Origin of the sequence: Stappia sp. (genome assembly GCF_040110915.1) — a bacterium.
In the GTDB taxonomy this organism is placed as follows: Bacteria; Pseudomonadota; Alphaproteobacteria; order Rhizobiales; family Stappiaceae; genus Stappia.
On the sequence record NZ_CP157793.1, the window covers coordinates 4578156 to 4599870 of the forward strand.

Sequence of the window (21715 nt, forward strand, 5' to 3'; positions counted from 1 at the left end):
GTGCGGCGCGGGATGCGCGGGCCGTCAGCGGCCGTTGGGCCGGGCGGTCGGGTCGGTGCGGCTCATGCGCGCATGCACGTGATCGAGGATCTGCTTCGCTGAACCGTGCGAGCGGGCCAGCAGATATTCGCGCGGGTAGCGGTAGGCCTTCGACAGCAGACGGCCGAGGCCCTTCTTGCCGACCACATGGCTCGCCGTCTCCGGCGCGGAGAGCAGGGTCCACAGCCGTTCGTAGGTCTCCGGCATGGCGCGCGGCGCGTCGTCGAAGGTTTCCGACACCTTGCGGGCGAGCACTTCCGTCGCGGCGGAGGCCTCCGGGATCACCTCGAAGCCGGATTTGGCCAGCATGGCGCGCAGCGTGTCGCCGCAGAAATTGTAGATATGCGCGAAATGGAAGCGGGTCCACGGCGCATGCCGGTTCTGCTCGATGTCGGGGACGCTGACCGAGAACAGGCCGTCGGGCCGCAGCAGGGTGTTGATGAAGCGCAGCGAGGCCAGCGGATCGGGCAGATGCTCCAGCACGTGATTGAGATTGATCACGTCGTAGTGGCCCGGCGCCAGATCCGCCGTCTCATAGGTGCAGTTCTCCACCGGCAGGCCGAGCTCGCGCCGGGTGTACTGCGCGTAGCCCTCGTTAGGCTCGATTCCGGAGATCTCGAAGCCCATCTTGCCGGCCATGTAGAGGAATTCGCCGCTGCCCGAGCCGATGTCGAGAAAGCGGGTCTGGCCCGGGCGGACATGCGTCAGGATCTGCGCCACCCGGTGATAGGCGCCGGGCGCGTAGCGATAGATGTGCTTGAGCTTCGGCTCGTAGGTCGACTTGTACTTCTTGCGGTAGTCCACCGCATAGAAGCGGTCGAGCTCGTCCTTCGTCGGGATCGGATGCGAATGAACCAGACCGCAGCCGGTGCAGATCACCGTCGTCAGCTTCTCGAAGTTCCGGCCGATCCCGGAGACGACGCGCCGCTCCCGCCCCTCGCAGATCCGGCAGGGGGTCTCGCTCGTGATGACGGTTCCGGTGTCCAAAGTGTCCAAGGGGCGTCCCTCATCTGGGCAGTCTCGACGTGTCGCCGCAGCGTGGGCCCCTCATAAGGGAAACGCATCGCGCCGCCTAGACCCAATCTTCCCGGGGGACAGGCGGTGCCCGGGCACGACCCTCAGGGAAGGGGGACGCGCGCCGGGCGCGGACCCAGGCTCGCGGTGGTCGCCGGATCGTCCGGGGCGGTCGCGGAGCGGGCCAGCACCGCGTCGCCCTCCGGCGTCGTGGATCGGGCCGGCGGAGCGGTCGGCGTCGTGTCGTCGCCCTGTTGCGCCTCCCGGGTTTCGGGGGCGTCGGCTGCAGGCCCATCGAGCGTGTCGGGCATGGGCACCGCGGGCAGCGCCGCGGCGGGCCGTCGGCCGGTGGTCTCGCGCGTCGCCCTATTCGCGACCTTTGCCGGTGTCGCACGGCGGGTCGGCGTCGTTTTCGGCGCGCGTGCCGGTTCGGCGGCGGGCAGGAGCCCGCGTGCGGCCGCCCTTGTGTCGTCCAGCAGCGCCTCCACCCCGGCAAGGGCCGGCGGCGTGGCCGTCGCCAGCCCCGACATGGCAAGACGCAGGCGGGAGAAGGCGGCAATCGCATCGTCCGCGCTCAGGTCCTTGCGGCACAGGCGCATGCGCAGCGACAGCGCACGTCGGGCCTGCGGCGTCCAGAACGACGCGGTGCCGCGATCGGCGAGCGCGATGGTCTGCCAGGCGAAGGCGCACCCCCGCCCGTCGTGGGCGAGACCGTAGGGGCCGTAGGCATTGACCGTCACCTTGTCGACCAGCGACAGACGACGGTCGGGAAAGCGGCGTGCCAGTTCGCGCCGCAGCGCCCGCGCGTCGAGCGGTCTGCCCGCGTTTTCGCCTTCGACGACGCGCAGGTCGAGCGTGTTCTCGCCCCGCGTCGTGGCGTCGCCGGCGAGCACGCTGCGCTCGCCCGCCTGCCCGGCTCGTCGCCCCTGCGTCACCGAGACGACGTCCCCCGCCTGTGCCGGCAGACGCGCGATCGCCCGGTCGGGTGAAACGGTCAGCGGCGTGTCCGAAAACAGCGTCCGGTCGAGCGTGTCATGGGTGCCGCTCAGGCCCGGGTCGAACTGCGTGCAGCCGGCGAGCGCCAGCGACGCGGTGAGCGTCAGCGCCACGATGGCGGGAAACCGGGTTCTTGTGCGCATGTGCATGCCCCTGTCTGCCTCTCTTGACCCACGTGCCTATCGGCGCAGCACCGACCGTGCGGCCGTGCGGTTGCCATCGGCGAGCGCGGCCAGGCCGGCCCGCGTCTCGCGCGTCGACAATTGTCGGTCGAGCGTGGTGAACACCGCGCGCGCGGCGTCCGGCGCGCCCGTGCGCAGCAGGGCCCAGCCGCGCAGCAGCATCAGGTCGCGCGGCTCGGCGGTGAGCGTGCGCCGCTTGTCCAGCGCGGCAAGCGTCGCGCGATAGTCGCCGGCCTGAAAGGCGCGCGCCGCCGTCTGCGCGAGCGCGGCGCGGGCGATCTCCGTTTGACGCCCGGTTTCGAGATCGGGCCGCCGGGCCGCCTCCACCGCCTCGAAGGTGTCGCCGAGACGCAGCAGGGCGAGGGAGCGACCATAGGCGGCATCGCGCCCGATGCGGCCCTTGGCGTCGCCGGCCCGGGCAAAGGCGCGCGCCGCCTCGCGCGGCCGGTCGAGATCCATCAGGCACCAGCCGCGCAGCAGCTCCGCCTCCGACGACCGGCGCGCCGCCGCGTCGAGCCGCCTGAGGCATCCGCTCGCATCGCCGCTCTTGTAGGCGCGATGCGCGGCCGCGAGCGGGCCGGCGGTGCCGGTGGAGGATGCGGAGGCGGGCGCGGTCGGCCGGCCCAGCTTCGCGACCTGCGGAAACCTCGCGCCATAGGTGGAGATCAGCGTCCGGGCTTGCCCGGCATCGCCGGCCGCGAGGGTCGCCAGCACATGGCCTTCCGCGGTCTTGGCGTCGCCCTGCCAGTCCATCGCCAGCCGGAACCAGGCCGCCGCCGGACGGGGCTGGCCCGCGCGATAGGCGTACCACCCGAGCGCCTGCGCTCCCTCGGCCGAGCGCCGGGTCTTCACCGCCTGGGCGAAATCGGCGAGTTTGCCGTCGCCGATCGGTTGCGGCGGGTCCTCGGTGAGGCGGGCCGTGACCAGCGCGAGGAAAATGTCGGCCAGCGGCTGCGAGGCGGTGCGCCCGGCATGGGCGAGCGCGATGGCCTCGCCGTCGCGCCCCAGATCGTTCAGCGACAGCACCCGTCCGAGCGTGGCTTCGGGGTCGTTGCCGGAGGGGTCGGCGCGCTCGAAGCGGGCAAGGGCTGCCGCATGATCGCCGTTGGCGCGCGCATGCCAGCCGAGCAGATGCGCGTCCGCCGGCGTCTCGGCCGCCGTGCGCGCCAGCCGTTCCACGAGCGCGGCCGGCACCGGCGGGGTGCCGGCGTCGTCGAGCCGCGCTCCGATCCAGCGCCGCGCGAGCGCCGTCTCCAGGTCGTCGAGATCGGCGGCATCGGGATCGGCGGCGGCCAGATGGGGCGGGCGCGCATCGGCCGACCGGTCGCGCATCTGTGCAATGAGCACCGCCGCCTCCTGCGGCGGCAGGGCGGCGATGGCCTTTTGCGCGCTGGTCCGTTTCAGGTCCGGCGACACGTCGCCCGACAGCGGCAGCTGGAACAGCTCGCGGGCCCGTCGTGCGTCACCGGTCCGCGCATAGGCCGCCGCGACCCGCCACAGAACGTCGAGATCCTCGACCGTCAGCAGCATCGGATCGGCCCCGACGATGGCGAGGACTTCCGGCGCGTCGTCCGCCTCGGACGCCGCGATCAGCCGCGACCGGGCTTCCTTGCGCGCGAGCTTGGCGAGCAGCTCCTCGGACGGCTGCCAGGCTGGATCCTCCGCCTGCCGCCGCGAGATTTCCCGGCGCAGCGCGTCGAGCCGATCGGCGGCGAAGAGATCCCAAAGGTCCTGCTCCGGGTTCGACCAGCCTTGGCCCGAATACAGCCCCTCTGGCGGCGTCCAGCCCGGATGCAGGGTCTTGAGCCGACGGATTTCCGCCTCCACCCGCTCCGCGTTCTGCTGGGCGGCATAGTAGCGCAAGGCGCTTTCGTCGACCGTGCGGGTGGGCGGCACATTGGCCGTGGCCGCCGGCGGACAGACGAGCAGTCCCATTGCCAGGGTTGGGACGAGAGCGGCGGCGAGCGCACGGGCCCTGCCGCGCCGTGCGGCGGGTCCTGCCAGACGAGGGGTCACCAGCATTCCGGGTACCTCTGCTTGACGGCAATGATCGAGAGAATGCGCAAGGTTGCGGGATAGTAGGAGTCCCCCGCCGGCCGGCGCGCGGTGGCGGGCAGCGGCACGCCCTCCATCGCGCAGGCGACCAGATCGGCGACGACCCGATAGCCGGGTTCGCCCATCGACGGTTTCCGGGCGCCGCCCGTGAGGTCCACCGTTGCAGGCGCCGCATGCGCCCATTCGGCGGCGAAGGGCGCGAGCTGATGGCGCGCGCCGATCCCCGCCCAGGCGAGATACAGCGGCACGCGCACCGCATTGTAGCCAAAGACCGGATCGAAGCCGGCGGCCGGGGCGGGCGTCTCGCCGGCGAGCGCCAACCATTCGGGCGGCAGGTTGCGCGGCCCGAAGCGGCTTTGCGCGAGAAGTTCGAGCCCGCTGGCGATCAGGGCCGTCCAGGGGCCGTCCCCGTCCACCCGGTCGAGCGCCTGCAACGCCGGGAACACCCAATAGGAGAGGTTCACGACCGGCCCGTCCGGCCGATCCGCGGCGGAAAACCCGTGAACGGCGGGGGACAGCACCGGCGTCCCGTCCGGGGCTTCGCCGACCAGCGGGATCAGGGCGGCGATGCGCGCCTCGGCCGCCCGGGTGAAGGCGGGGGCGCGCCAGTGCTCGCCGGCCTCGGCCAACGCCCAGGCGATCAGCAGATCGCCGTCGCTGGCGTTGTTGGGGTCGGTGACGTTGGGGTCGCTCGCCGGGTCCCAGCGCCAGGCGGCCAGTCCGTCGTCGCGGGTGTCGAGATTGGCCCGGGTCCAGGCCCAGATGCGCTCGAAGGTGGGGCGGTCCCCGGCGGCAAGCGCCATCACCAGGCCGTAGCCCTGTCCCTCGGAATGGGAGATGTCGCCATTGGCCGTGTCGATCACACGGCCCGCCTCGCTCACGAAGCGGCTGCGGTAATCCGCCCACAGCTCCGGCAGGTCGAGGCTGCCGGCCAGGCGCGGGTCCATATCGACCTCCGGGCGCGTCTCGGCGACGATCGTGGCCACGCGCGGCGCCGGTGCACTCTCGCGCGCGCCAAGCGGGGCCGCGCCGTCGGCGAGCGGCAGGGGCAGCATCAGGCGTCCGGCCAGGAAGCCGCCGGCGGCGACGAGGCAGGAGAGCGCGACCAGGGGAGCGAGGCGCATCACGTCCGCTCCCGTGCGTTGCCGGCGAGCGCGTGGCGGGTCGCGAAGGCGAGCAGCGCCGCCGTGCACAGGATCAGCGCCACATAGGCCAGCGGATTGTGCGAGAACCAGCCGGCGGCCACCAGACGCCAGTTGGCGAGCGAGGTGGGGTCCGACACGACGAAGCGGGTCGCGGCGGCCGGCGTCGTCTCGACCAGTCCGGCGAGCATGTCGTAGCGGGTTTCGCCCCCGCCGACCGCGCGCCAGCGCGCGGGCGCCACGAGGTCCTGCATGGAAATCGCGAGGGCCGCCGTGGTCGGGGCGGTGATGACGGTGCGCAACCCGCCGCGCAGCCCCTCGGCATGGGCCTGGGCCATCACCAGGCTGGTGCCGCTGGCGAGCGTGGTCGGCGCCGGATCGCCGTCGCGCCAGAGCCCGGCGACGCCGTCCTCGATCCGCGTCATGATCCGCGTCACCGGACCGTCGCCGCGCAGGCTGTCCTCCCAGCGGCGCAGGAGCTCGTCGCGCGTGCCATCGGCCCCGCCTTCCGGATCTGTGACGGGGTCCGCGACGGCCCGTGTGCCGGCCGCGCCGGCCTGCGGCACCGAAGCGGTGGTGATCGGATCGCTGTCGTTGAGGGTCTGGAGGGTCGTGACGCGGCGCAGGACCGGATCGGTGCCGCGCGCAAGATCCCGTCCGGTGTCGGGGCCGGCGGGCGCGCGCCACGCGGTGCGCAGCCGGTCGGGCGCGAGACCGACGCTGGCAAGCGTCGTCGGCGGCAGATCGGCGAAGGCCCCGACGACCAGCGCCGCACCCGTGTCCCCATCCTCGGCCGACGGCCGACCGAAGCGCAGGCGCACGGGAAGGGCGCGGTCGGCATCCGCGTTCAGCCGCACGGCAAGCGTTGCCGCCGCCGAGAGCACGTCGGCATTGGCATGGGGCACCCGAAGCGTCAGCGCGCCGCCGCCGAGCCGGGCCAGTCCGCCGGCGAAACTCGCGTCCAGCGCCGGCAGCGCCAGGAGGCGCGGAAAGCTCGGGATCCGGATTTCCGTCGCATCGAGCAGCAGGAAGCGCGGCGGGGCGTCGATCGCGGCCAGCGTGTCGCAGTCGCTGTCCCGCGCGGTATCGAGTTGGGCGGCGATCTCCACCCGGTTGCGTCCGGGGCGGAAGGCGGCAAGCGACAGGCGGATCGTACGGTCGGTGAAGACCTCGCCGTCGGGATCGTTGAGCGGCAGCCCGGCCGCGACCTTTCCGTTGACCCGCACCACCACCTGGCTGGTCGGCAGCAGCCCCGGCGCGTAGCCGCCGGCGAGATGCAGATCCACGCTGCCGGTCTCCGCCGGATAGAAGTCGGCAGGCAGGCGCAGGTCGAAGCGCGTGCGATGCAGGCGCCCGTTGAACTCGACGCTGCGATGGCCGAGATCGGCCAGCGTCAGACGGTCGCCGGCACTCAGGGCGGGGCGCGCGAGGCTGTCGCGCGCGCGCAGGCCCGCCGGCGTGCCCGTGCGCGGCGCGATTGCCAGGCCATCCGTGCCGAGGCGGCCGATCAGCCGGTCGAGCTCGGCGCCGTCGCGTCCCGACACGATGAGCGTCGCGCCGCCGTGCGCGGCATTCTCCACCAGCATGAGCGACCCGGGCTCGGGTGTCGCCGGGGCGCCGAGCGTGGCGAGATCCTCCGGCGTGCCGGCGATCAGTTCCAGTCCCGGTCCGCCCGTCGGCGCGTCGCGCAGCTCGACGACCGAGTGGCTGAAGCCCGCATCGCGGGCGATCCGCGACAGACCGGTCACCAGCCGGTCGAGCGCGCGCGTGTCGCGCAGATCGCCGACGATGGCTCGAAGGGGCACCGCGCCGCGCGTGTCCGGGGCGAGCGCGGCGAGATCGGCGAGCGAAGACAGGCCGCTGCCGGTGTCGGTCAGGCGCAGCCCCGTGCGCGCCGGGTCGATATCGCTCCACAGCTCATAGGTCGCGCCGACGTCGCAGGCCACGCGGTGGCGCTGGCGCACGGAAATGCGCACGGCGTTCAGACCGGGGCGCAGCACGTCCGGGGGCACCTCGAAGCTCAGCCGTTGCTGGCGTCCGAAGGCCTCGATCGGCCGCATCCCGACGACATGATCGTTGAGCCGAACGGTCACCCGCGAGCCCTCCGGCATCACCGAAACGGCGGAGGTCAGGGCGAGATCGAAGGCGAGCGCGGCACGCACCTGATGCTCGGTCAGATAGACGGGCCATTCGCGATGGTCCGTCTCGCCGGCGAGCCGCAGGCCCTGCGCATGGGCGGGCATCGGCCGCAGCACCGTATCGCGCGCGGTCCCGGCGGGCGCGGTGGCCGCCGGCAGCGGGGGCGGCGGGAGAGGGGGTTGCATGGTGTCGCGCGGATCGGCGAGCGACGGCGCCGTCGCCAGAAGCGTGGCGGCCAGCGCCAGGACGGGAAGGGCGCGAAGTGGCAGCGTGCGACCGGGCAGAACGGGGGCGGAGCTCGAGAGCGAAGGGACCATGGTCAGGCGGCGCTCCCGGCCGAGGCGGTTTCGCCGGATGGCGCGGTATCGTTCGCCGGTACGACGGGGGGGCGTTTGACGCGGTCCATCCAGGCGAAGCGCAGGCCGCGCAGGGCCTGGCGCAGGCCGAGCCCGACGAAGCCGGCGGTGCCGCCCACCAGCCCCTTGCCGGCGCGGCGGTCGCGCCAGAAGTCGGCAAGCGGCTGCGCCTGTCCGTACATCAGGTCGGCAATGACCCGGTAATGCGCCGCGGACGGCTGATGGAACTGCAGACCGACGACCAGCCCGTCGGCCTGTGCGATGGTGCGCCGGACGACGACCGGCAGCGTGCCGGCGTCGCCGTGCCCGTCGATGCCGGCGACCTGCAGGTCGCCGATCCCGAGCGCGTCGCCGGCCGGCAGGCGGGCGTCGGGCTCCAGGATCCTGGCGCGCGTTCCGGTGGTCGAGGCGTCCTCGATCTTCACGGTAAGAACCCGTCCGCCGATGGTCAGCCGGCCCGTGCGGTTGATCGCCAGGCGCTGCGTGCGCCGGCGTTCGGAGCGTTCCGAGACGACGCCGAGCGCGACCGCCGCGAGCGCCAGATTGACCGCGTTCCAGCAACTGACGACGATTAGCAGGTCGGCGTCGACGGTCTGCGAGGACAGCCGCCACATGGCCACGCCCATGGCGGCCAGCAGCACGCCGAAGACCGCGAAATAGGGCAGGGCGAGCGACGACAGGAAATCGCGGCTGGTCGTCACGCCCTTTTCGGTGACGTTGAACGTTGGCTTGCGCGGATTGAGAAGCACGCTGGCCATGGCCGGCGCCAGATAGAACGACTGGATGTATTCGTAGAGCTCGGACACCCAGGGCCAGCGCACCCGGCCGAACAGGTAGTTCTGCAGGATCATGTTGGCGGCGAGATAGGTCAGCGCATAGGCGACGAATTCCACGCCGTTGGCGATGAAGATGCGCAGATCGAAGAAAATGTAGAGAAGCGGCGCGATCAGGAACACCAGTCGGGGGATCGGAAAGGCCCAGAACAGCGCCGACGACAGGTAGCACAGGCGCTGCGCGGGCGTGAGGCCGCGCTTGAACAGCGGGTTCTTGAGCAGCAGGATCTGCATCATGCCGCGACACCAGCGCGAGCGCTGGCCGATGAAGGTGGCGAAGGTTTCCGGCTGCAGGCCGGCGATCAGCGGCGTGTCGACATAGCGGCTGGTCCAGCCACGCGCGTGCAGCTCCAGCGCCGTCTCGCAGTCCTCGGTGATCGAGATGCCGGAGAAGCCGCCGGCCTCGACGAGGGCCGCGCGCCGCAACACCGCCGCCGAGCCGCAGAAGAAGGCGGCGTTCCAGCGGTCGAGCCCGCGCTGCACGACGGAGTAGAACATCTCGTTTTCCGACGGCATCCGCAGCCAGGTCGACAGGTTCTTCTCCACCGGATCGGGATTGAGAAAGAAATGCGGCGTCTGAACCAGAAACAGCCGCGGATCTTCGCGGAAGTGGCCGACGGTGCGGCGCAGGAACTCCTTCACCGGCGCATGGTCGGCGTCGAACACGACGACCAGATCGCCGCCGGAGTGGGCGAGGCCGTTGTTGAGGTTGCCGGCCTTGGCCGACACGTTCTGCGCCCGGGTCAGATAGGTGACGCCGAGATCGGCGCACAATTGGGTCAGCTCGGCCCGCCGGCGGCGCGCGGCCCGCGCGGCCAGGGGATCGTCGGAGGCGCATTTCTGGTCGGTGCCGCCGTCGTCGAGCAGATAGACCGACAGCTTGTCAGACGGGTAGTCGAGCGCCACGGCCGCCGCCAGCGTGGCGCTGAGGATGTCCGTGTCCTCGTTGTAGCTCGGCACGAAGACGTCGACGCTCGGCAGGGCGTCGTCGGCCACCGGCGCCGGCTCCGCGCGCTCCAGCGGGTCGGCGACCACGAACAGGCTGATGAACAGCATCGCGATGCAGAAGAGTTCCGCGCCGAAGACGATGAGGCCCGGAATGAAGTCGGCCGTGTCGGCGGGCGCCGGCAGCGTGCTGGTCGCGCGCCAGTAGAGATAGCGCAGCACCAGCAGCGTGCCGAGCGACAGCATCAGCATGCGCTGCGTCGGACCGGGCCAGAAGCGCCACACCGCGATCAGCGCGGCGATCAGCGCCAGGCCGAGGGCGAGCTGGGCATCCGTTCCAAGCGGCAGGGTGACGAGCAGGAGGACGATCGCGGTCGAAAACAACCACGGCGCGTACAGCCGGACGAGGGACATCTCGTTTACTTTCAAAAGGTTTTGCGAGCCGGAAAGGCTTAACCACTCCTTTCAGCCAAAGATAAAAATGGTCATAAGAAACATGGTTAACCGAACGTCCTGCGGTGCCGTCGCAGGTCAGGTGTCCGCGCGCGTCGCGGCATGAAAAAACCGCAAGGAGCGGGATGCTCCTTGCGGTGATCGTTCAGCGAAATCCGGCGGTGCCCGGGGATCAGATATCGCGCTCGGCGCTGTCCTCGGCCGTCTCGTCCACGGCCTTCCAGGCTTCGGACAGATCGTTCCAGGCCCGGGAGAAGCCTTCGGTCAGTTCGCCCCAGGCGTCGGCCGCGCCCGCTTCCAGGGCGCCATAGCGTTCCCCGAGCCGGTTGCGCGCGGCGCGCAGGGCTTCCAGCTGCTCGCTGGCGCTCTCGCGGGCGCTTTCGCTCATGTCGTTCCAGGAGCCGCGCAGCGCCTGCGCGCGCTCCTCGATCTCGGCATCGAGCCGTTCCATGGCCTTGCTTGCCTCGTTGAGCGCCTTGTCGCGCTCCTGGGCGGAATAGTTGGCGATGGCGTCCATCGCCTCGGAGATCTCGGTGCGGACGTCCTGCGAGGTCGTCTCGCCGGGATCCTGCGTCTGCGCCGCAAGCGGTGCGCTCGCCAGCATGAGGGCGGCGGCGAAAGCCGTACGTCGAAGCGCCGTGGACACGGTCATGAAAGAAGCCTCCTGCGGTTCGTTCGCGGTATCGGGGACGAAGACTACTGGTAGCGTGACATGGCGCGGTCGAAGGCGGCCTGCAGATTGGCCCAGGCACCTTCGAACCCGGCCTTCATGTCGGTCCAGGCGTCTTCGCTGGCCGATTGCATTTCCTTCAGCCTCTGCTCGGCTTCGTCGCGCTGTTCGCGCATCTGCTGGATCTGGCGGTTGTACTCCAGCCGCGCGTCCGCGTCGGCTTTCTCCATGCGGGCGGAGAGCTTGTCGATCTCCGCGTTCCAGGCGTCGAGCTGAGCCTTGGCTTTCTCGACAAAGGCGTCGCGTTCGGACATGGACAGGGTCCTTTCCGTTGCGGTGAAAGCGTCCGCGATCGTCGATGCCGCGAACCTTCGGCGTTTCATGTGGTCGCACCGCCCGGACCTTGCAAGGGGCGCGCCCGGGAGGCGCACCGGGCGCGCGGGGATCAGGGGGCGCTTTCGGTCGGTACCTGCAAGGAGAGCCCGACGAGGCGCCCGGCGGCCGCGAGGCCGAGGTCGCGCACCGGGGCGCCGGCCGGCTCTCGCGCGCTCGGTGCAGGCGACAGCGCTCCCTCCAGCCACAGTCCGTCGATCAGGGCGTTCACGCTGATCGCGAGGCGGCGGATATCGGCCTCGGGGCACGGTCGGCCCGCCTCCGCCAGGGCGGCGGCGATCAGCGGGGCGAGCCGGCCGGTGGTGCGGGAATAGGCGTCGTCACGGATCGTGGCCATCTCGGGATCGCGATGGGCGAGCGGCAGGAAATGCGCCCAGACGAGCACCGTCTCCGGCGCGACGATCGGCGCGCGCAGGTTGGCGTCGACGAAGGCGGCGAGCCGCTCGCCCGCCGTCAGGTCGCGGCGCGCGAGCGCATTGTCGGCGGTCTCCAGAAGACCGTCGAGAAAGTGTCGGTAGGCGGCGCGCAGCAGCCCGTCCTTGCCGCCGAAATAGAAACGGATCAGACCGTTGGTGACGCCCGCGCGCTCGGCGATGCCGCGCACCGTGAGACCGGCGATCCCCTCGTCCGCGATCGCTTCCAGCGTCGCGGCGATCAGCTCCGTCTCCCGCGTGTTGCCGCTGCGGTGGGTCATGTCGGCCGGCCGCGCATCAGGCCGCGCATCAGGCCGCCCATCAGGCCGCACGGTGAAGGGGATTGGTCAGGCAGGTCGGCCCGCCCTCGCAGCCCATGCACAGCGCGTCGCCGGCGAAGGTGGTCACCCGAACGCCGGCCGTCTCCATCGCCCGGCGCGTTTCGGGAAAGCCGTCGATCATCACGCAGTCCTTCGGCGCAAGCGGCATCACGTTGAGACTGAGACCGAGCGAGGCGTGGAACTCGTCCTCCGGCGCCTCGACGACCGCGATGCCGCGAGCGCGCATCAGCTGCCACAGGGCGGCCGGAATGAGCCTGGGGTACACCAGGTAGAGATCGTCGGCGAGCGGCGAGATCACCGACATCAGGTGCAGGCAGGCGGCTTCGCCCGACCACACCGGAAGATCGAAGTCCAGGACCTCGATTCCCTGCGGCGCAAGCAGGTCCGCGAGCCGGCGCACGCCGGCGCGGTTGGAGCGAAAGCCCATGCCGACCACGAGCGTTTGCGCATCGAGCCAGATCGTGTCGCCGCCCTCGATCAGGGCATCGCCGGACAGCGCGCCGAGGACGGGGATCCCGGCGGCCGCATAGGCCCGCCCGTGCGCCTCCGGTTCCGCCTTGCGCAGCGCCTTGCCCATGTTGAGCAGCACCGCGCCGGCCCGGGTCACCAGCGAGGCGTCGCGGGTGAACATGGCGTCCGCCAGACCGTCGCCGGCATCCTCCATCCACACGATCTCCGCGCCATGGGCGGCGACCATCTCGGTGAAGGCGGCATGCTGGTCGATCGCGCGCTCCGCCTCGAAATGCGGGCTGTAGTTCCACGCTGCGGGATCGGCGCGGCGTAGGCTGTCGCCCGGCCGGCGCATCAGCACGCGGGTCATGGGCCCCGCCATGGAGTGGCAGCCGTAGAGCGCGCGCTCAGCATCTCCCCATTCACCTCCCCATGCACCCCGATCCGACACCGTGCCTGTCGTTGCTCGCGAACCCGACATCGCCTTCTCCTCCTTCGCCCGGTTGCTGTCGTCCCGGAGGATTATGCAACTGCATAAATTATGCAAGTGCATAACCACTTGAATCGCGCGGCGGCGGTCTCCCCGGGCGGCGGCGTGACCCGCAAGGGTTCCGCAGCGTCGGCCCATGCGCTACCCATGGGGCAGGCGAGGAGGGTCGATATGTGTGGCTTTGTCTGTTTGTGGCGCGTCGGCAGCGAGGACCTCGCGGACCGGATGATCCGCAGGATCGCGCATCGCGGTCCCGACGACGTGGCCGTGGCGCGGCTGCCCGGCGCGCCAGTGGTGATGGCGCATTGTCGGCTGTCCATCATCGGCACGCAGGACGGTGCCCAGCCGATCCACCAGACCGACGACCTTCTCGTCGCCAACGGCGAGATCTACAATCACGAGGATCTGCGGGCGATCCTGGGCGAAAGCGCCTTCGAGACGGCGAGCGACAGCGAGACGATCCTGCATCTCTTCCGCTCCGGCGAAAGCCGCTGGATTTCGAAGCTCGACGGCATGTTCGCCTTCGTGCTGGCCACTCGAGACCGCATCGTCGCCGCGCGCGATCCGCTCGGCATCAAGCCGCTCTATGTGGCGCGCATCGGCGAGGGCTATGCCTTCGCCTCCGAGCTCAAGGCCTTCGACGGCATCCCGGTCGCTTCGGTGGAGGCGATCCCGCCCGGCAGCCTCTACGACACCCGCGACGGCTGGCGGCAATGGTATCGCACCCCGCATGGCGCGGCGGAGGCCGAAGCCGATCTCGATGTCGGGCGCACCGCGCACGAGCTGCGTCTGGTGCTGGAGGAAGCGGTCGCGAAATGGATGGTGGCCGACGTCGAGGTGGGCTCGTTCCTGTCGGGCGGGCTCGACAGTTCCATCATCGCGGCCATCGCCCAGAAAGTGCGGGCCGAGACCGGGCGCGGCCCCTTGCGGACCTTCGCGGTGGGGCTTGAGGGCTCGCCCGATCTGCTCGCCGCGCGCGCCGTCGCCGAGCACATCGGCTCGACCCACGCGGAGCGGGTCTTCACGCCGCGGGACGTGGCGGAGAACCTGGCGCATGTGATCTATCACCTGGAATCGGCCGACGTGGATCTGGTGCGCAGCGCGATCCCCACGCTCTTCGCCGCGCGGCTGGCGCGGGCCGACGTCAAGGCCGTGCTCACCGGCGAGGGCGCTGACGAGCTGTTTGCCGGCTATGCCTATCACCACGCCTATGTCGACGATCCGCGCGCGCTCGCCGACGAGCTCACCCGGGCGCTGGGCACGATGCACAACATCAATCTCCAGCGCGTCGACCGCATCACCATGGCGGAGAGCCTGGAGGCGCGCACGCCCTTCCTCGACCGCGACCTGATCGACTTCGCCCAGTCGATCCCGGCGACGCTGAAGCTGTGCCGCACCGATCCCGACAGCGTGGAATCGACCGGCGAGACGACGGAGAAATGGATCCTGCGCAAGGCCTGCGCCGATCTGCTTCCGCAAGATCTCGTCTGGCGCAAGAAGGCGCAGTTCGACGAAGGGTCGGGCACGGTGGAGGCGCTGCAGGGCGCGCTGCGCAGCCTGCTCGGGCGCGGCGGCGGCGCACCGGTCGACCGCGCGGACGAAGGCGCGCTCTACGAGCGCATTCTCCGCGACCGGTTCGAGGACGCCGGGCGCATTCTGAACAACGCGGGCAGCTGGACCGATGCGCGCGTCGCGGTGTGATCGCCTCCGCGCGATGCCGCCTGAGGATCGTCACACCTTCGGGGAGGATCTCCCATGTCGCGTTTCCTGACCGTCGCGGCCGCCCAGTTCGCCTCCGAGACCGGAGACATCGCGGCCAATCTCGACAAGCACCGCGAATACATCGCCCACGCGCGGGCCGCGGGCGTCGACGTGCTGGTCTTTCCCGAGCTGTCGCTGGTCGGCCACTATGGCGCGGAGGATCTGCTCGATGTGGTCATGACGCGCGAGGATGAGCGGCTGCTCGCCCTGAGCCGCGAGGCGGGCGACATGGAGATCGTCGTCGGCTTCATCGAGGAAGCGCGCGGGGCGCAGTTCTACAACACGGCCGCGGTGCTGAAGCGCGGGCGGCTGCGCTACCTGCACCGCAAGATCAACATCCCCTCCTACGGCCGGCTGATCGAAACCAAATACTACGCCCATGGCCGCTTCGTGGACACGCACAGCCTGAGCGACGACTGGGTCATGGGCCTGCTGATCTGCGCCGATCTCTACAATCCCGCGCTTGCCCATCTCGCCTTCCTGCATGGCGCGACGTTTCTCGTGTCGCCGATTTCCAGCGGCCGGGAGGCGGTGGGCGACGAGTTCGACAATCCCCGCTCCTGGGCCACCACGATCCAGTTCTATGCCATGATGTACGGCGCTCCGGTCATCATGACGAATCGCGTCGGGCGGGAGGGCGCGTTGAATTTCTGGGGCGGGTCGCGCATTCTGGACGCACATGGACGCGTGCTCGCCCAGGCCGGCGGCGAGGAGGAACTGATCACCGCGCGGCTCGACTATGCCGACACGCGCAAGGCGCGGGCGATGCTGCCGACCGTGCGCGACAGCAACATCGCCCTGGTGCAGCGCGAGACCAACCGACTGATCGAACGCCTGGGCGTCCCCGACGTGGTCCGCGACGACGGTTGAGCGACGCATGAGACGCGAAAGGCCGCTACAGCGCGCGCTGGCGCCTCGGGCCCAAGAACCGCAGCGATGGGGGCCGCAGCGATGGGGCCGCAGCGCCATCGGCATCGCGCCGTGGCCTGGAAAGGCGCATCGCCATGGCCCCTGGAGACGCGTGCAGGGGACGGGGGCGGCGCAAGCGGCCGGGAACGGGCGCGCAACACGCATATCGCAGGGAGCGGGAGCGCAGGATGGACGGCGAACCGAAAACCGACGAGGGCCATGTTCAGGGCAAGATCGTGGAAATCGACCACGAGCGTGGGTGCGGCCGGATCCTGGCAACCGATCATCGGCTGATCTCCTTCCACCGCACGGCCGTCGTCGACGGAGCGTTCGAGGACCTCAAGACGAAGGACAGCGTGGCGCTGGTCGTCCCCGTCGGCGAACGCGGGACGAACCCGCGCGCGACACGCGTGCGGGCCGTCGGGACGCTGGACTACGATCCCAAGATCAGGGTGTGAGACCAGCGACGCCCGCGCCGCCTGCCGCACTGCGTGCGGGCCGTCATGCGGGCTAATACGTATTCCTACGGTAACGTGAACCTAACCATGACGGGAACTCCGACAGGTTGGGTCGATTTCTTGGTGGTTGCGGTGCCTTTCCTTGCCGACTATTGTCTGCCCGCAAATTGTGGACCTGTACCGCATGCGCCGTGGCGACAGCGCGCCGACAGGAGCGCGCCGCCAGCACCGCCCGGCGGTTCACGGACCACCACCGGTGAGCGGTTCACGGACCAACACCGGTCGGCGGTCCACGGAAATGGGTTGAGTTCCCGGCCGGGACGAACCGCCGAGCTTTCACACCAGTCTCAAGACGACGAGCAAGAACAAGATGTCGGACGTGTCCCAAACCACAAGCCAGCCGCATGCGGTCGATATTCTGGTCGGAAACAACCTGCGGCGCGTGCGCCTTTTGCGGGGGATTTCGCAAACGGCGCTTGCGAAGGGGATCGGCATCACCTTTCAGCAGGTCCAGAAATACGAGAAGGGGGCCAACCGGGTGTCCGCCAGCAAGCTTTGGGAAATCTCCCGCTTCCTGGAAACCGACATTCAGGAGTTTTTCGTCGGCGTCGACACCAGCGGCGACCGGGCGGCAGCCCCGCCGGACGACGAGGAACTGCTGCACTTCAGCCGCATCGACCTGGAGATTATCCAGATGCTGCGCGATTGCGACGAGGGTGTGAAGTCGGCCATCCGCGATCTCCTGCGCGATGTGCCGCGCAAGACGCGCGCGAACAAGCCGGCGCCGACGGCCCGCGCCGCCTCGGCCTGATTCCCTGCGCCTGTCGTTTCCCGCGTCCCGGTTTCCCCCAACCGGTCCCTCCGGCGGTCGATCCCTTCGAGTGGCACGCGCGAAGTGTTTTGCGTCGCTGATTTGCTTTACAGACGCCGATGCACCGGATGGGCGTCCTGTACACGTGTTGAGCCGCCAAGGTCAGTTGGGCGCGGACGCGGGCGCGATGCTCGGCTGGGAGGTAGGACGAGACCGCGCGTCTACATTTTGCCGTCGGTACGGCTGATCTCGTCGATTGCCTCGTCCATGTGGAGGGCGGCGCGGTGGAGCCCAAGCCGACGGGCTTCCTCGCGTGCCCACTGCAGGAAATGGGTCAGCGCTTCGAGATCCTGCAGATCCGGGGCAGGCTCTGTAGTGTCTTGTATGAGAGAAACTCTGTTCATTGCAGGAGTCCCCTGTTGCGTCATAAGGGCGGGCGGGTGCGCGGGCGTTGATGGCCGGTCAGGCGGCGCAGATGCCGTTGGCGGTCGCCGAGTCCCTTGGCCGAGCGCGCATGCGGATACGTGGGGGCATAAGCATCACCATCGGATTGGGCCGAAGGTTTTGGCCCGGCAACACGCTCAACTCGAAGCTTGCCGCCATTTCAAGGGCGATCAGCTGCAGTTCGAGCAAGGCGAGCCCCATTCCGACGCAGGCACGTGGACCGGCGCCGAACGGGCAGTAGGCGGGCGTATTGTAGCCGCGATCAAGGCGGAATTCGTCGGGCGCATCCCAGTGGCGAGCACTGCGATGGAACAGCCACGGCGAAATCAAGATCGACGTGCCCGGCTTGAGTTTCCGGCCGCCGATTTCGATCGGTTGTTGAACCTCACGGCTGAACCACCAGCTCGATGGATAGAGCCGCAAGATCTCCCGCGCGGCCGCGAGGCTCTTCACCGCCGTGGCAAGCTGGGCGATATCGAGCTCGCCCGTCGAAGATGTGATCGCGCGCGCCTCGGCCGCGAGCGCGCGTGCCAGACCCGGTTGCGTCGCGAGCGCGTGCAGCATCCAGGCAACCGCTGCTCCTGTTGTGTGGTGACCAGCCAGAAGCAGCGTAAGTACTTCGTTCGCGGTGGCGGTATCGTCGAGATCGAGGGCGGCGAGCGCTTGCATAGCGCTGGTCTCGCCCGTCGAACCACGCACGCGTGCCACGATGAGCTGCATCGCTTCACGCGCTGCGCGCCGGCGTCGGCGCTGGGCCCAAGCCGTCCATGGCATGGCGGGAAGGGTACGGAAGATCTCGTCGGCTACGTCGTCCTCGATGAGGCGTACGGCCTGCACGAGGCTTTGCTCGTCGCCTGAACTCAGCACGCGATGCCCGAAGACGGCGATCGAGACTAGTCGCAGGGCGAGAGCCGCTCCGAATAAATCCGCATCGAAGTCTGTGTCCCGTGCGACCATCGCTGCCGAGCGGCGGATTTCGGCGAGAAAGGTCGGGGCCATGCGCTCCGCTCCGCTGCGGGAGAGAAACGGGTGCAGCACCTTACGTCGCCGACGATGTTCGGCGCCGTTGAGGATCACGACGCTGTCGCCGATCACGCTGCGCAACGTCCGGATCAACCGGCCCTTGTTGACCTCCTGTTCCGGTGTCTTGAGGATCCGCTTGACGAACGCAGGGTCGGTGAGTAACAACACCGGCCTCGGCCCCAGCGCGAGCGGCACGAGCGGCTCGTCGCATGTCTCGAACTGCGCCAGGAAGTCGAGCGGATTACGCCGGAATGGCGTGACGTCCGAGAACATGTGCTTCATCGATGATCTCCACAGTCTGGGCCAGATCGAGCAATCTCTGGAACCGGACGCCGCTCTGGTCGGCAAGCGGGATTTCGCCGGCGAGCAGCTCCCGCGGTTGGCCGGCGGCGTCGCGTCCGGTCGGGCGGGGCGGTCCGTAGCGCCGGGTGCGGATGCCCAATTTGCTCAGGAAGCGTTCGTAGGTAACGTCCGCGATGGCAACGAGCGAGCGGGCGTTGCGGGATTGCGCGAAGCGAATCATCGTTGCGTAGTTGACCCGAGCCGCCTCCAGCCGCGCGCGCGGATCGTCCAACGGCAAAATCCCAAAGCGACTGATTTCCCAAACGTCGGACTGGCGTGGATAGCTCCGCGTGACGGCGAGCTCCGGGAAGACCTCTGAGGCGAGGTAGGGGCGATCGGCGCGCAACGCGCGAAACCCGCCGACCAAGGTTCCGTTGCGATGCAACGCGACATGTAGGGTGTCCGGGCGGTCGAACTCGTCACGCTCCAGTCCGTCCTCGGATCTCAAATCCCAGCAGAGCAGGTCGACGAACAACGTTTTCCGGAAACGGAACAGGTGATGCACCAGTTCCTGGTTGTCGTTTTCCTGCGTGATCTGAGCGGTGTAATGTGCAGCGGGTGCATTCATCGAATATGCCGTGCCTCTCACTTTCCGTAACGGCACCAGTTAAAATGCCGATATGGTGAATTTTGACATGCACGACAAAACTGAGGGCCACGGATTCCCGGGGGGTAATGCATGAATGTCGAGGCCGTCCTGTCGGAGATCGAACGGGCAAGGTCCCTGGAAGACCTTCGCATCGTGCTCGACCGCGTGTCTGCCGATCTCGGATTCGCCGGCTTCAACTTCATCGATGCCGGCCGACCGGATCTGGATGCGCCATTCTGGATGGGCACGACAGGCGCGCGCTGGGAAAGCGAATATGTGACCAACGGCTTCGTCACTGTCGATCCGGTGTTGCGCAGGGCGCGGCGGACGAACACGCCGTTTTGCTGGAGCGATCTGCCGTCGCCGCGTGCCAGTAGGGGGCGCAAGTCCGGCGCCCATCGCACCATGGAGGCCGCCCGCGACCACGGCTTTCGCGACGGGTTGGTGGTGCCGTTTCACTTCACCGATCCGATCGGGCGCGTGCATTCCTCCTGCACGTGTTTCTTCTGGAGCGGTCCCCTCCAGCGGTTCCGCGTCATGACAGGTACCTCGGCCCGCGATCTGCACCTGGTGATGATCTATTGGGCGCAGCGGGCGATCGACCTGGTGGCGGTGGATGCGCGCGCCGGGGAGCCAGTCATCAAAACATCCGCCGGCGAGGCAGAGCCGGTGCGCCTCACCGACCGCGAGCGGGACGTGCTCGCCTGGGCGGCGCGTGGGCTCACCATGCCGGAGACCGCCGAGAGGCTCGGGTTGTCGGAGGATACGGTCGAATGGCACATGCGAAACGCGCTGTCGAAACTGGACGCGGCCAACAAGACCCACGCCGTCACCAAGGCGATCTATCTCGGCCTCATCGACGTGTGAGGCCAATGGGGGCTTCGGCCGCGCTTGACTTGGGGAGGGCGGCGTATTCTATCGACTCGACAGTTGGCTCAGGGACGCCGGTCGCGCGATGCCGGGGCGGTCGATGCGGGGGGCGGTCATGGAGTTCGAAACGGATGTCAGGGGTCGGGAGCGGGAGATCGTCGCTCTCTTCGAGGATACGTTCACCGCGTCCGAGGGCGCGGAGGAAGGGGCGCTGATCGGCGCCTTCGTGCAGCGCCTGCTGCGGGAGACGCCGGCGCGGGACATGCACGTCTTCATGGGCGTCGAAGCGGGAAAAATGATCGCCGCGGCGATCTTTACCCGGCTCACTTACCCGCAGGATCCGCGCGTCGTATTCCTCCTGTCGCCGATGGCGGTGGCGCCGGATCGTCAGGGCGCAGGGCACGGTCAGGCGCTTCTCGCGCATGCGCTTTCGGCGCTGAAGGCGGCCGGCGTCGACGCAGCGATCACTTATGGCGATCCCGTCTTCTACGGCAAGCTGGGCTTCCGCCCGCTGGCGGAGACCGACGCCGCCGCGCCCCTTCCGCTCAGCCAGCCGATCGGCTGGATCGGGCAGTCGCTGACCGAGACGCCGCTTGCCCCGCTCAAGGGTCCGTCGCACTGCGTTGCCGCGCTGAACGACCCGGCGTTGTGGTAGGGCCGTCGCCGCGCCGCCCGGGAGCGCCCCGGTGCGGAGCCGGGACGCTCCGGTCGCGGGCCTCCGGCGCCGGGCCTGTTGCGCTGTTCGGACGACGCGCCAGGGCGAGATCGGTCGTTTCCTCAAGCCGCGCAAACGTCTGAGGCAAGGGGCGGAATCGCGCCTCGGGCGCCCTTGTCGCGCGCAGTCGGCGTGCGGCCGACCTCGGAAAATCTGACGTTGGACGGACCGCTTCGATAAAATTTATCTATCGTCCGAATTTAGCATTACAATTGGACAGTGCCGCATCCGTGCCTTGAAATGCCTGTATTCGAGAACGGTGAAGGTGCCATGACAGACAAGAAGCTTTATCTGAAATTCGTCGAATCCGGTGTCCAGGGTATCATTTCCCTTTATTGGGAGACCGCGCCGGAGACCTGCAAGGCGCTGTGGGGCGCGCTGGAGGCGCCGATCACGGTTCCCGCCAGCCACGCCATCTTCTCGGGTCCGGAAATCATGATGGGTCTGCCGGAAAGCGCGCGGACCTTCGATCCCAAGGCGCTGCCGCCGGAGAACCAGACCGTGCTGCCCGAGCCGGGCGACATGTTGTGGTTCTATCAGCCCAAGAACTTTTTTAAGATCGACCCGGACGAGTTCTGGGAAATCGGCATGTTCTACGGCGTCGGCGGCCGGACCTTCGGGCCCACGGGCTGGATCCCCTGCACCTACTTCGCGCGGATGACCGAGGGCCTCGACGCCATCGCCGAGCAGTGCAAGCTGATCCGCAAGGAAGGCATCAAGACGATCGAGCTCGGCCGGCTCGCCTGAGGGCGCGACATGCGGCCCCCCTGTCGGGAGACCGGCGCACGGACCAAGGGCCGCATGTCCCCGTCGCTCGAGACCGTTATCCAGAGAGAGCCGACAGAACAACCATCCGGAACAGGACTTGGAGAGGATCTGACA

General features: G+C 69.2%; 20 protein-coding genes. 7 read left to right on the forward strand and 13 right to left on the reverse strand.

Annotated elements, in window-relative coordinates; genetic code table 11:
- Positions 1 to 24: 24 nt before the first annotated feature.
- From ABL312_RS20455 to ABL312_RS20500, 10 genes are all read right to left on the reverse strand, one after another.
- Entirely contained in the window at positions 25 to 1035 is a 1011-nt protein-coding gene (locus ABL312_RS20455) for a class I SAM-dependent methyltransferase (RefSeq protein ID WP_349359242.1), read from the reverse strand.
- 122 nt (positions 1036 to 1157) lie between these two features.
- Positions 1158 to 2192 (reverse strand): cellulose biosynthesis protein BcsN, encoded by a 1035-nt coding sequence (bcsN, locus tag ABL312_RS20460; protein ID WP_349359243.1) that lies wholly within the window; start codon positions 2190 to 2192, stop codon positions 1158 to 1160.
- Positions 2193 to 2228: 36 nt separating this feature from the next.
- Positions 2229 to 4166, reverse strand: a complete 1938-nt coding sequence (locus ABL312_RS20465; protein ID WP_349359244.1) for a hypothetical protein — start codon at positions 4164 to 4166, stop codon at positions 2229 to 2231.
- Between the two features lie 77 nt (positions 4167 to 4243).
- Positions 4244 to 5410 carry a glycosyl hydrolase family 8 gene (locus tag ABL312_RS20470; RefSeq protein ID WP_349359245.1) on the reverse strand — a complete coding sequence of 389 codons (1167 nt, stop codon included), beginning with the start codon at positions 5408 to 5410 and terminating at the stop codon, positions 4244 to 4246.
- Positions 5410 to 7884, reverse strand: coding sequence for a cellulose biosynthesis cyclic di-GMP-binding regulatory protein BcsB (locus ABL312_RS20475; RefSeq protein ID WP_349359246.1), 2475 nt, complete (start codon positions 7882 to 7884; stop codon positions 5410 to 5412). Before ABL312_RS20475 ends, ABL312_RS20470 begins: the two co-directional genes overlap by 1 nt.
- A gap of 2 nt (positions 7885 to 7886) precedes the next feature.
- Complete coding sequence (gene bcsA, locus ABL312_RS20480) at positions 7887 to 10115, reverse strand: UDP-forming cellulose synthase catalytic subunit (RefSeq protein ID WP_349359247.1); 2229 nt, start codon at positions 10113 to 10115, stop codon at positions 7887 to 7889.
- Between the two features lie 211 nt (positions 10116 to 10326).
- A complete protein-coding gene (locus tag ABL312_RS20485) occupies positions 10327 to 10806 on the reverse strand; it encodes a hypothetical protein (protein ID WP_349359248.1) in 480 nt (159 codons plus the stop codon).
- Positions 10807 to 10850: 44 nt separating this feature from the next.
- Complete coding sequence (locus ABL312_RS20490; RefSeq protein ID WP_349359249.1) at positions 10851 to 11138, reverse strand: hypothetical protein; 288 nt, start codon at positions 11136 to 11138, stop codon at positions 10851 to 10853.
- Positions 11139 to 11269: 131 nt separating this feature from the next.
- Complete coding sequence (locus ABL312_RS20495; RefSeq protein ID WP_349359250.1) at positions 11270 to 11911, reverse strand: TetR family transcriptional regulator C-terminal domain-containing protein; 642 nt, start codon at positions 11909 to 11911, stop codon at positions 11270 to 11272.
- 40 nt (positions 11912 to 11951) lie between these two features.
- Positions 11952 to 12791, reverse strand: a complete 840-nt coding sequence (locus ABL312_RS20500; RefSeq protein WP_349359251.1) for an arginine deiminase family protein — start codon at positions 12789 to 12791, stop codon at positions 11952 to 11954.
- A 345-nt stretch (positions 12792 to 13136) separates the two neighbouring features.
- On the opposite strand from ABL312_RS20500, the gene asnB reads away from it, so the two are divergent.
- The 4 genes from asnB to ABL312_RS20520 all read left to right on the forward strand — a co-directional run bounded on the left by asnB (position 13137) and on the right by ABL312_RS20520 (position 16850).
- Positions 13137 to 14612, forward strand: coding sequence for an asparagine synthase (glutamine-hydrolyzing) (asnB, locus tag ABL312_RS20505; protein ID WP_349359252.1), 1476 nt, complete (start codon positions 13137 to 13139; stop codon positions 14610 to 14612).
- 54 nt (positions 14613 to 14666) lie between these two features.
- Complete coding sequence (locus ABL312_RS20510; protein WP_349359253.1) at positions 14667 to 15542, forward strand: nitrilase-related carbon-nitrogen hydrolase; 876 nt, start codon at positions 14667 to 14669, stop codon at positions 15540 to 15542.
- Between the two features lie 227 nt (positions 15543 to 15769).
- Entirely contained in the window at positions 15770 to 16039 is a 270-nt protein-coding gene (locus ABL312_RS20515; RefSeq protein ID WP_349359254.1) for a hypothetical protein, read from the forward strand.
- A gap of 379 nt (positions 16040 to 16418) precedes the next feature.
- Positions 16419 to 16850: a helix-turn-helix transcriptional regulator gene (locus ABL312_RS20520; RefSeq protein ID WP_349359255.1), complete on the forward strand. Its 432-nt coding sequence runs from the start codon at positions 16419 to 16421 to the stop codon at positions 16848 to 16850.
- 221 nt (positions 16851 to 17071) lie between these two features.
- On the opposite strand, the gene ABL312_RS20525 is transcribed toward ABL312_RS20520, so the two are convergent.
- The 3 genes from ABL312_RS20525 to ABL312_RS20535 are packed head-to-tail and all read right to left on the reverse strand — an operon-like array spanning position 17072 to position 19227.
- Positions 17072 to 17254, reverse strand: coding sequence for a hypothetical protein (locus ABL312_RS20525; protein WP_349359256.1), 183 nt, complete (start codon positions 17252 to 17254; stop codon positions 17072 to 17074).
- A 58-nt stretch (positions 17255 to 17312) separates the two neighbouring features.
- Positions 17313 to 18599 (reverse strand): cytochrome P450, encoded by a 1287-nt coding sequence (locus ABL312_RS20530; protein WP_349359257.1) that lies wholly within the window; start codon positions 18597 to 18599, stop codon positions 17313 to 17315.
- Positions 18559 to 19227, reverse strand: coding sequence for an acyl-homoserine-lactone synthase (locus tag ABL312_RS20535; protein ID WP_349359258.1), 669 nt, complete (start codon positions 19225 to 19227; stop codon positions 18559 to 18561). The genes ABL312_RS20530 and ABL312_RS20535 overlap by 41 nt, the downstream gene beginning before the upstream one ends.
- Positions 19228 to 19338: 111 nt before the next feature.
- Here ABL312_RS20535 and ABL312_RS20540 point away from each other — a divergent pair, with 111 nt between their 5' ends.
- From ABL312_RS20540 to ABL312_RS20550, 3 genes are all read left to right on the forward strand, one after another.
- A complete protein-coding gene (locus ABL312_RS20540) occupies positions 19339 to 20115 on the forward strand; it encodes a LuxR family transcriptional regulator (RefSeq protein ID WP_349359259.1) in 777 nt (258 codons plus the stop codon).
- A gap of 118 nt (positions 20116 to 20233) precedes the next feature.
- Entirely contained in the window at positions 20234 to 20773 is a 540-nt protein-coding gene (locus tag ABL312_RS20545; protein ID WP_349359260.1) for a GNAT family N-acetyltransferase, read from the forward strand.
- A 330-nt stretch (positions 20774 to 21103) separates the two neighbouring features.
- Positions 21104 to 21580, forward strand: coding sequence for a DUF3830 family protein (locus tag ABL312_RS20550; protein WP_349359261.1), 477 nt, complete (start codon positions 21104 to 21106; stop codon positions 21578 to 21580).
- Positions 21581 to 21715: the final 135 nt, after the last annotated feature.

What these genes read in the sequence shown, in the direction of transcription:
- bcsN (WP_349359243.1), bottom strand. Translation starts at nt 2,192, where the DNA reads ATGCGCACAAGAACCCGGTTTCCCGCCATCGTGGCGCTGACGCTCACC.
- ABL312_RS20465 (WP_349359244.1), bottom strand. Translation starts at nt 4,166, where the DNA reads ATGGGACTGCTCGTCTGTCCGCCGGCGGCCACGGCCAATGTGCCGCCC.
- ABL312_RS20470 (WP_349359245.1), bottom strand. Translation starts at nt 5,410, where the DNA reads ATGCGCCTCGCTCCCCTGGTCGCGCTCTCCTGCCTCGTCGCCGCCGGC.
- ABL312_RS20475 (WP_349359246.1), bottom strand. Translation starts at nt 7,884, where the DNA reads ATGGTCCCTTCGCTCTCGAGCTCCGCCCCCGTTCTGCCCGGTCGCACG.
- bcsA (WP_349359247.1), bottom strand. Translation starts at nt 10,115, where the DNA reads ATGTCCCTCGTCCGGCTGTACGCGCCGTGGTTGTTTTCGACCGCGATC.
- ABL312_RS20485 (WP_349359248.1), bottom strand. Translation starts at nt 10,806, where the DNA reads ATGACCGTGTCCACGGCGCTTCGACGTACGGCTTTCGCCGCCGCCCTC.
- ABL312_RS20490 (WP_349359249.1), bottom strand. Translation starts at nt 11,138, where the DNA reads ATGTCCGAACGCGACGCCTTTGTCGAGAAAGCCAAGGCTCAGCTCGAC.
- ABL312_RS20495 (WP_349359250.1), bottom strand. Translation starts at nt 11,911, where the DNA reads ATGACCCACCGCAGCGGCAACACGCGGGAGACGGAGCTGATCGCCGCG.
- ABL312_RS20500 (WP_349359251.1), bottom strand. Translation starts at nt 12,791, where the DNA reads ATGACCCGCGTGCTGATGCGCCGGCCGGGCGACAGCCTACGCCGCGCC.
- asnB (WP_349359252.1), top strand. Translation starts at nt 13,137, where the DNA reads ATGATCCGCAGGATCGCGCATCGCGGTCCCGACGACGTGGCCGTGGCG.
- ABL312_RS20510 (WP_349359253.1), top strand. Translation starts at nt 14,667, where the DNA reads ATGTCGCGTTTCCTGACCGTCGCGGCCGCCCAGTTCGCCTCCGAGACC.
- ABL312_RS20515 (WP_349359254.1), top strand. Translation starts at nt 15,770, where the DNA reads ATGGACGGCGAACCGAAAACCGACGAGGGCCATGTTCAGGGCAAGATC.
- ABL312_RS20525 (WP_349359256.1), bottom strand. Translation starts at nt 17,254, where the DNA reads ATGAACAGAGTTTCTCTCATACAAGACACTACAGAGCCTGCCCCGGAT.
- ABL312_RS20530 (WP_349359257.1), bottom strand. Translation starts at nt 18,599, where the DNA reads ATGAAGCACATGTTCTCGGACGTCACGCCATTCCGGCGTAATCCGCTC.
- ABL312_RS20535 (WP_349359258.1), bottom strand. Translation starts at nt 19,227, where the DNA reads ATGAATGCACCCGCTGCACATTACACCGCTCAGATCACGCAGGAAAAC.
- ABL312_RS20540 (WP_349359259.1), top strand. Translation starts at nt 19,339, where the DNA reads ATGAATGTCGAGGCCGTCCTGTCGGAGATCGAACGGGCAAGGTCCCTG.
- ABL312_RS20545 (WP_349359260.1), top strand. Translation starts at nt 20,234, where the DNA reads ATGGAGTTCGAAACGGATGTCAGGGGTCGGGAGCGGGAGATCGTCGCT.
- ABL312_RS20550 (WP_349359261.1), top strand. Translation starts at nt 21,104, where the DNA reads ATGACAGACAAGAAGCTTTATCTGAAATTCGTCGAATCCGGTGTCCAG.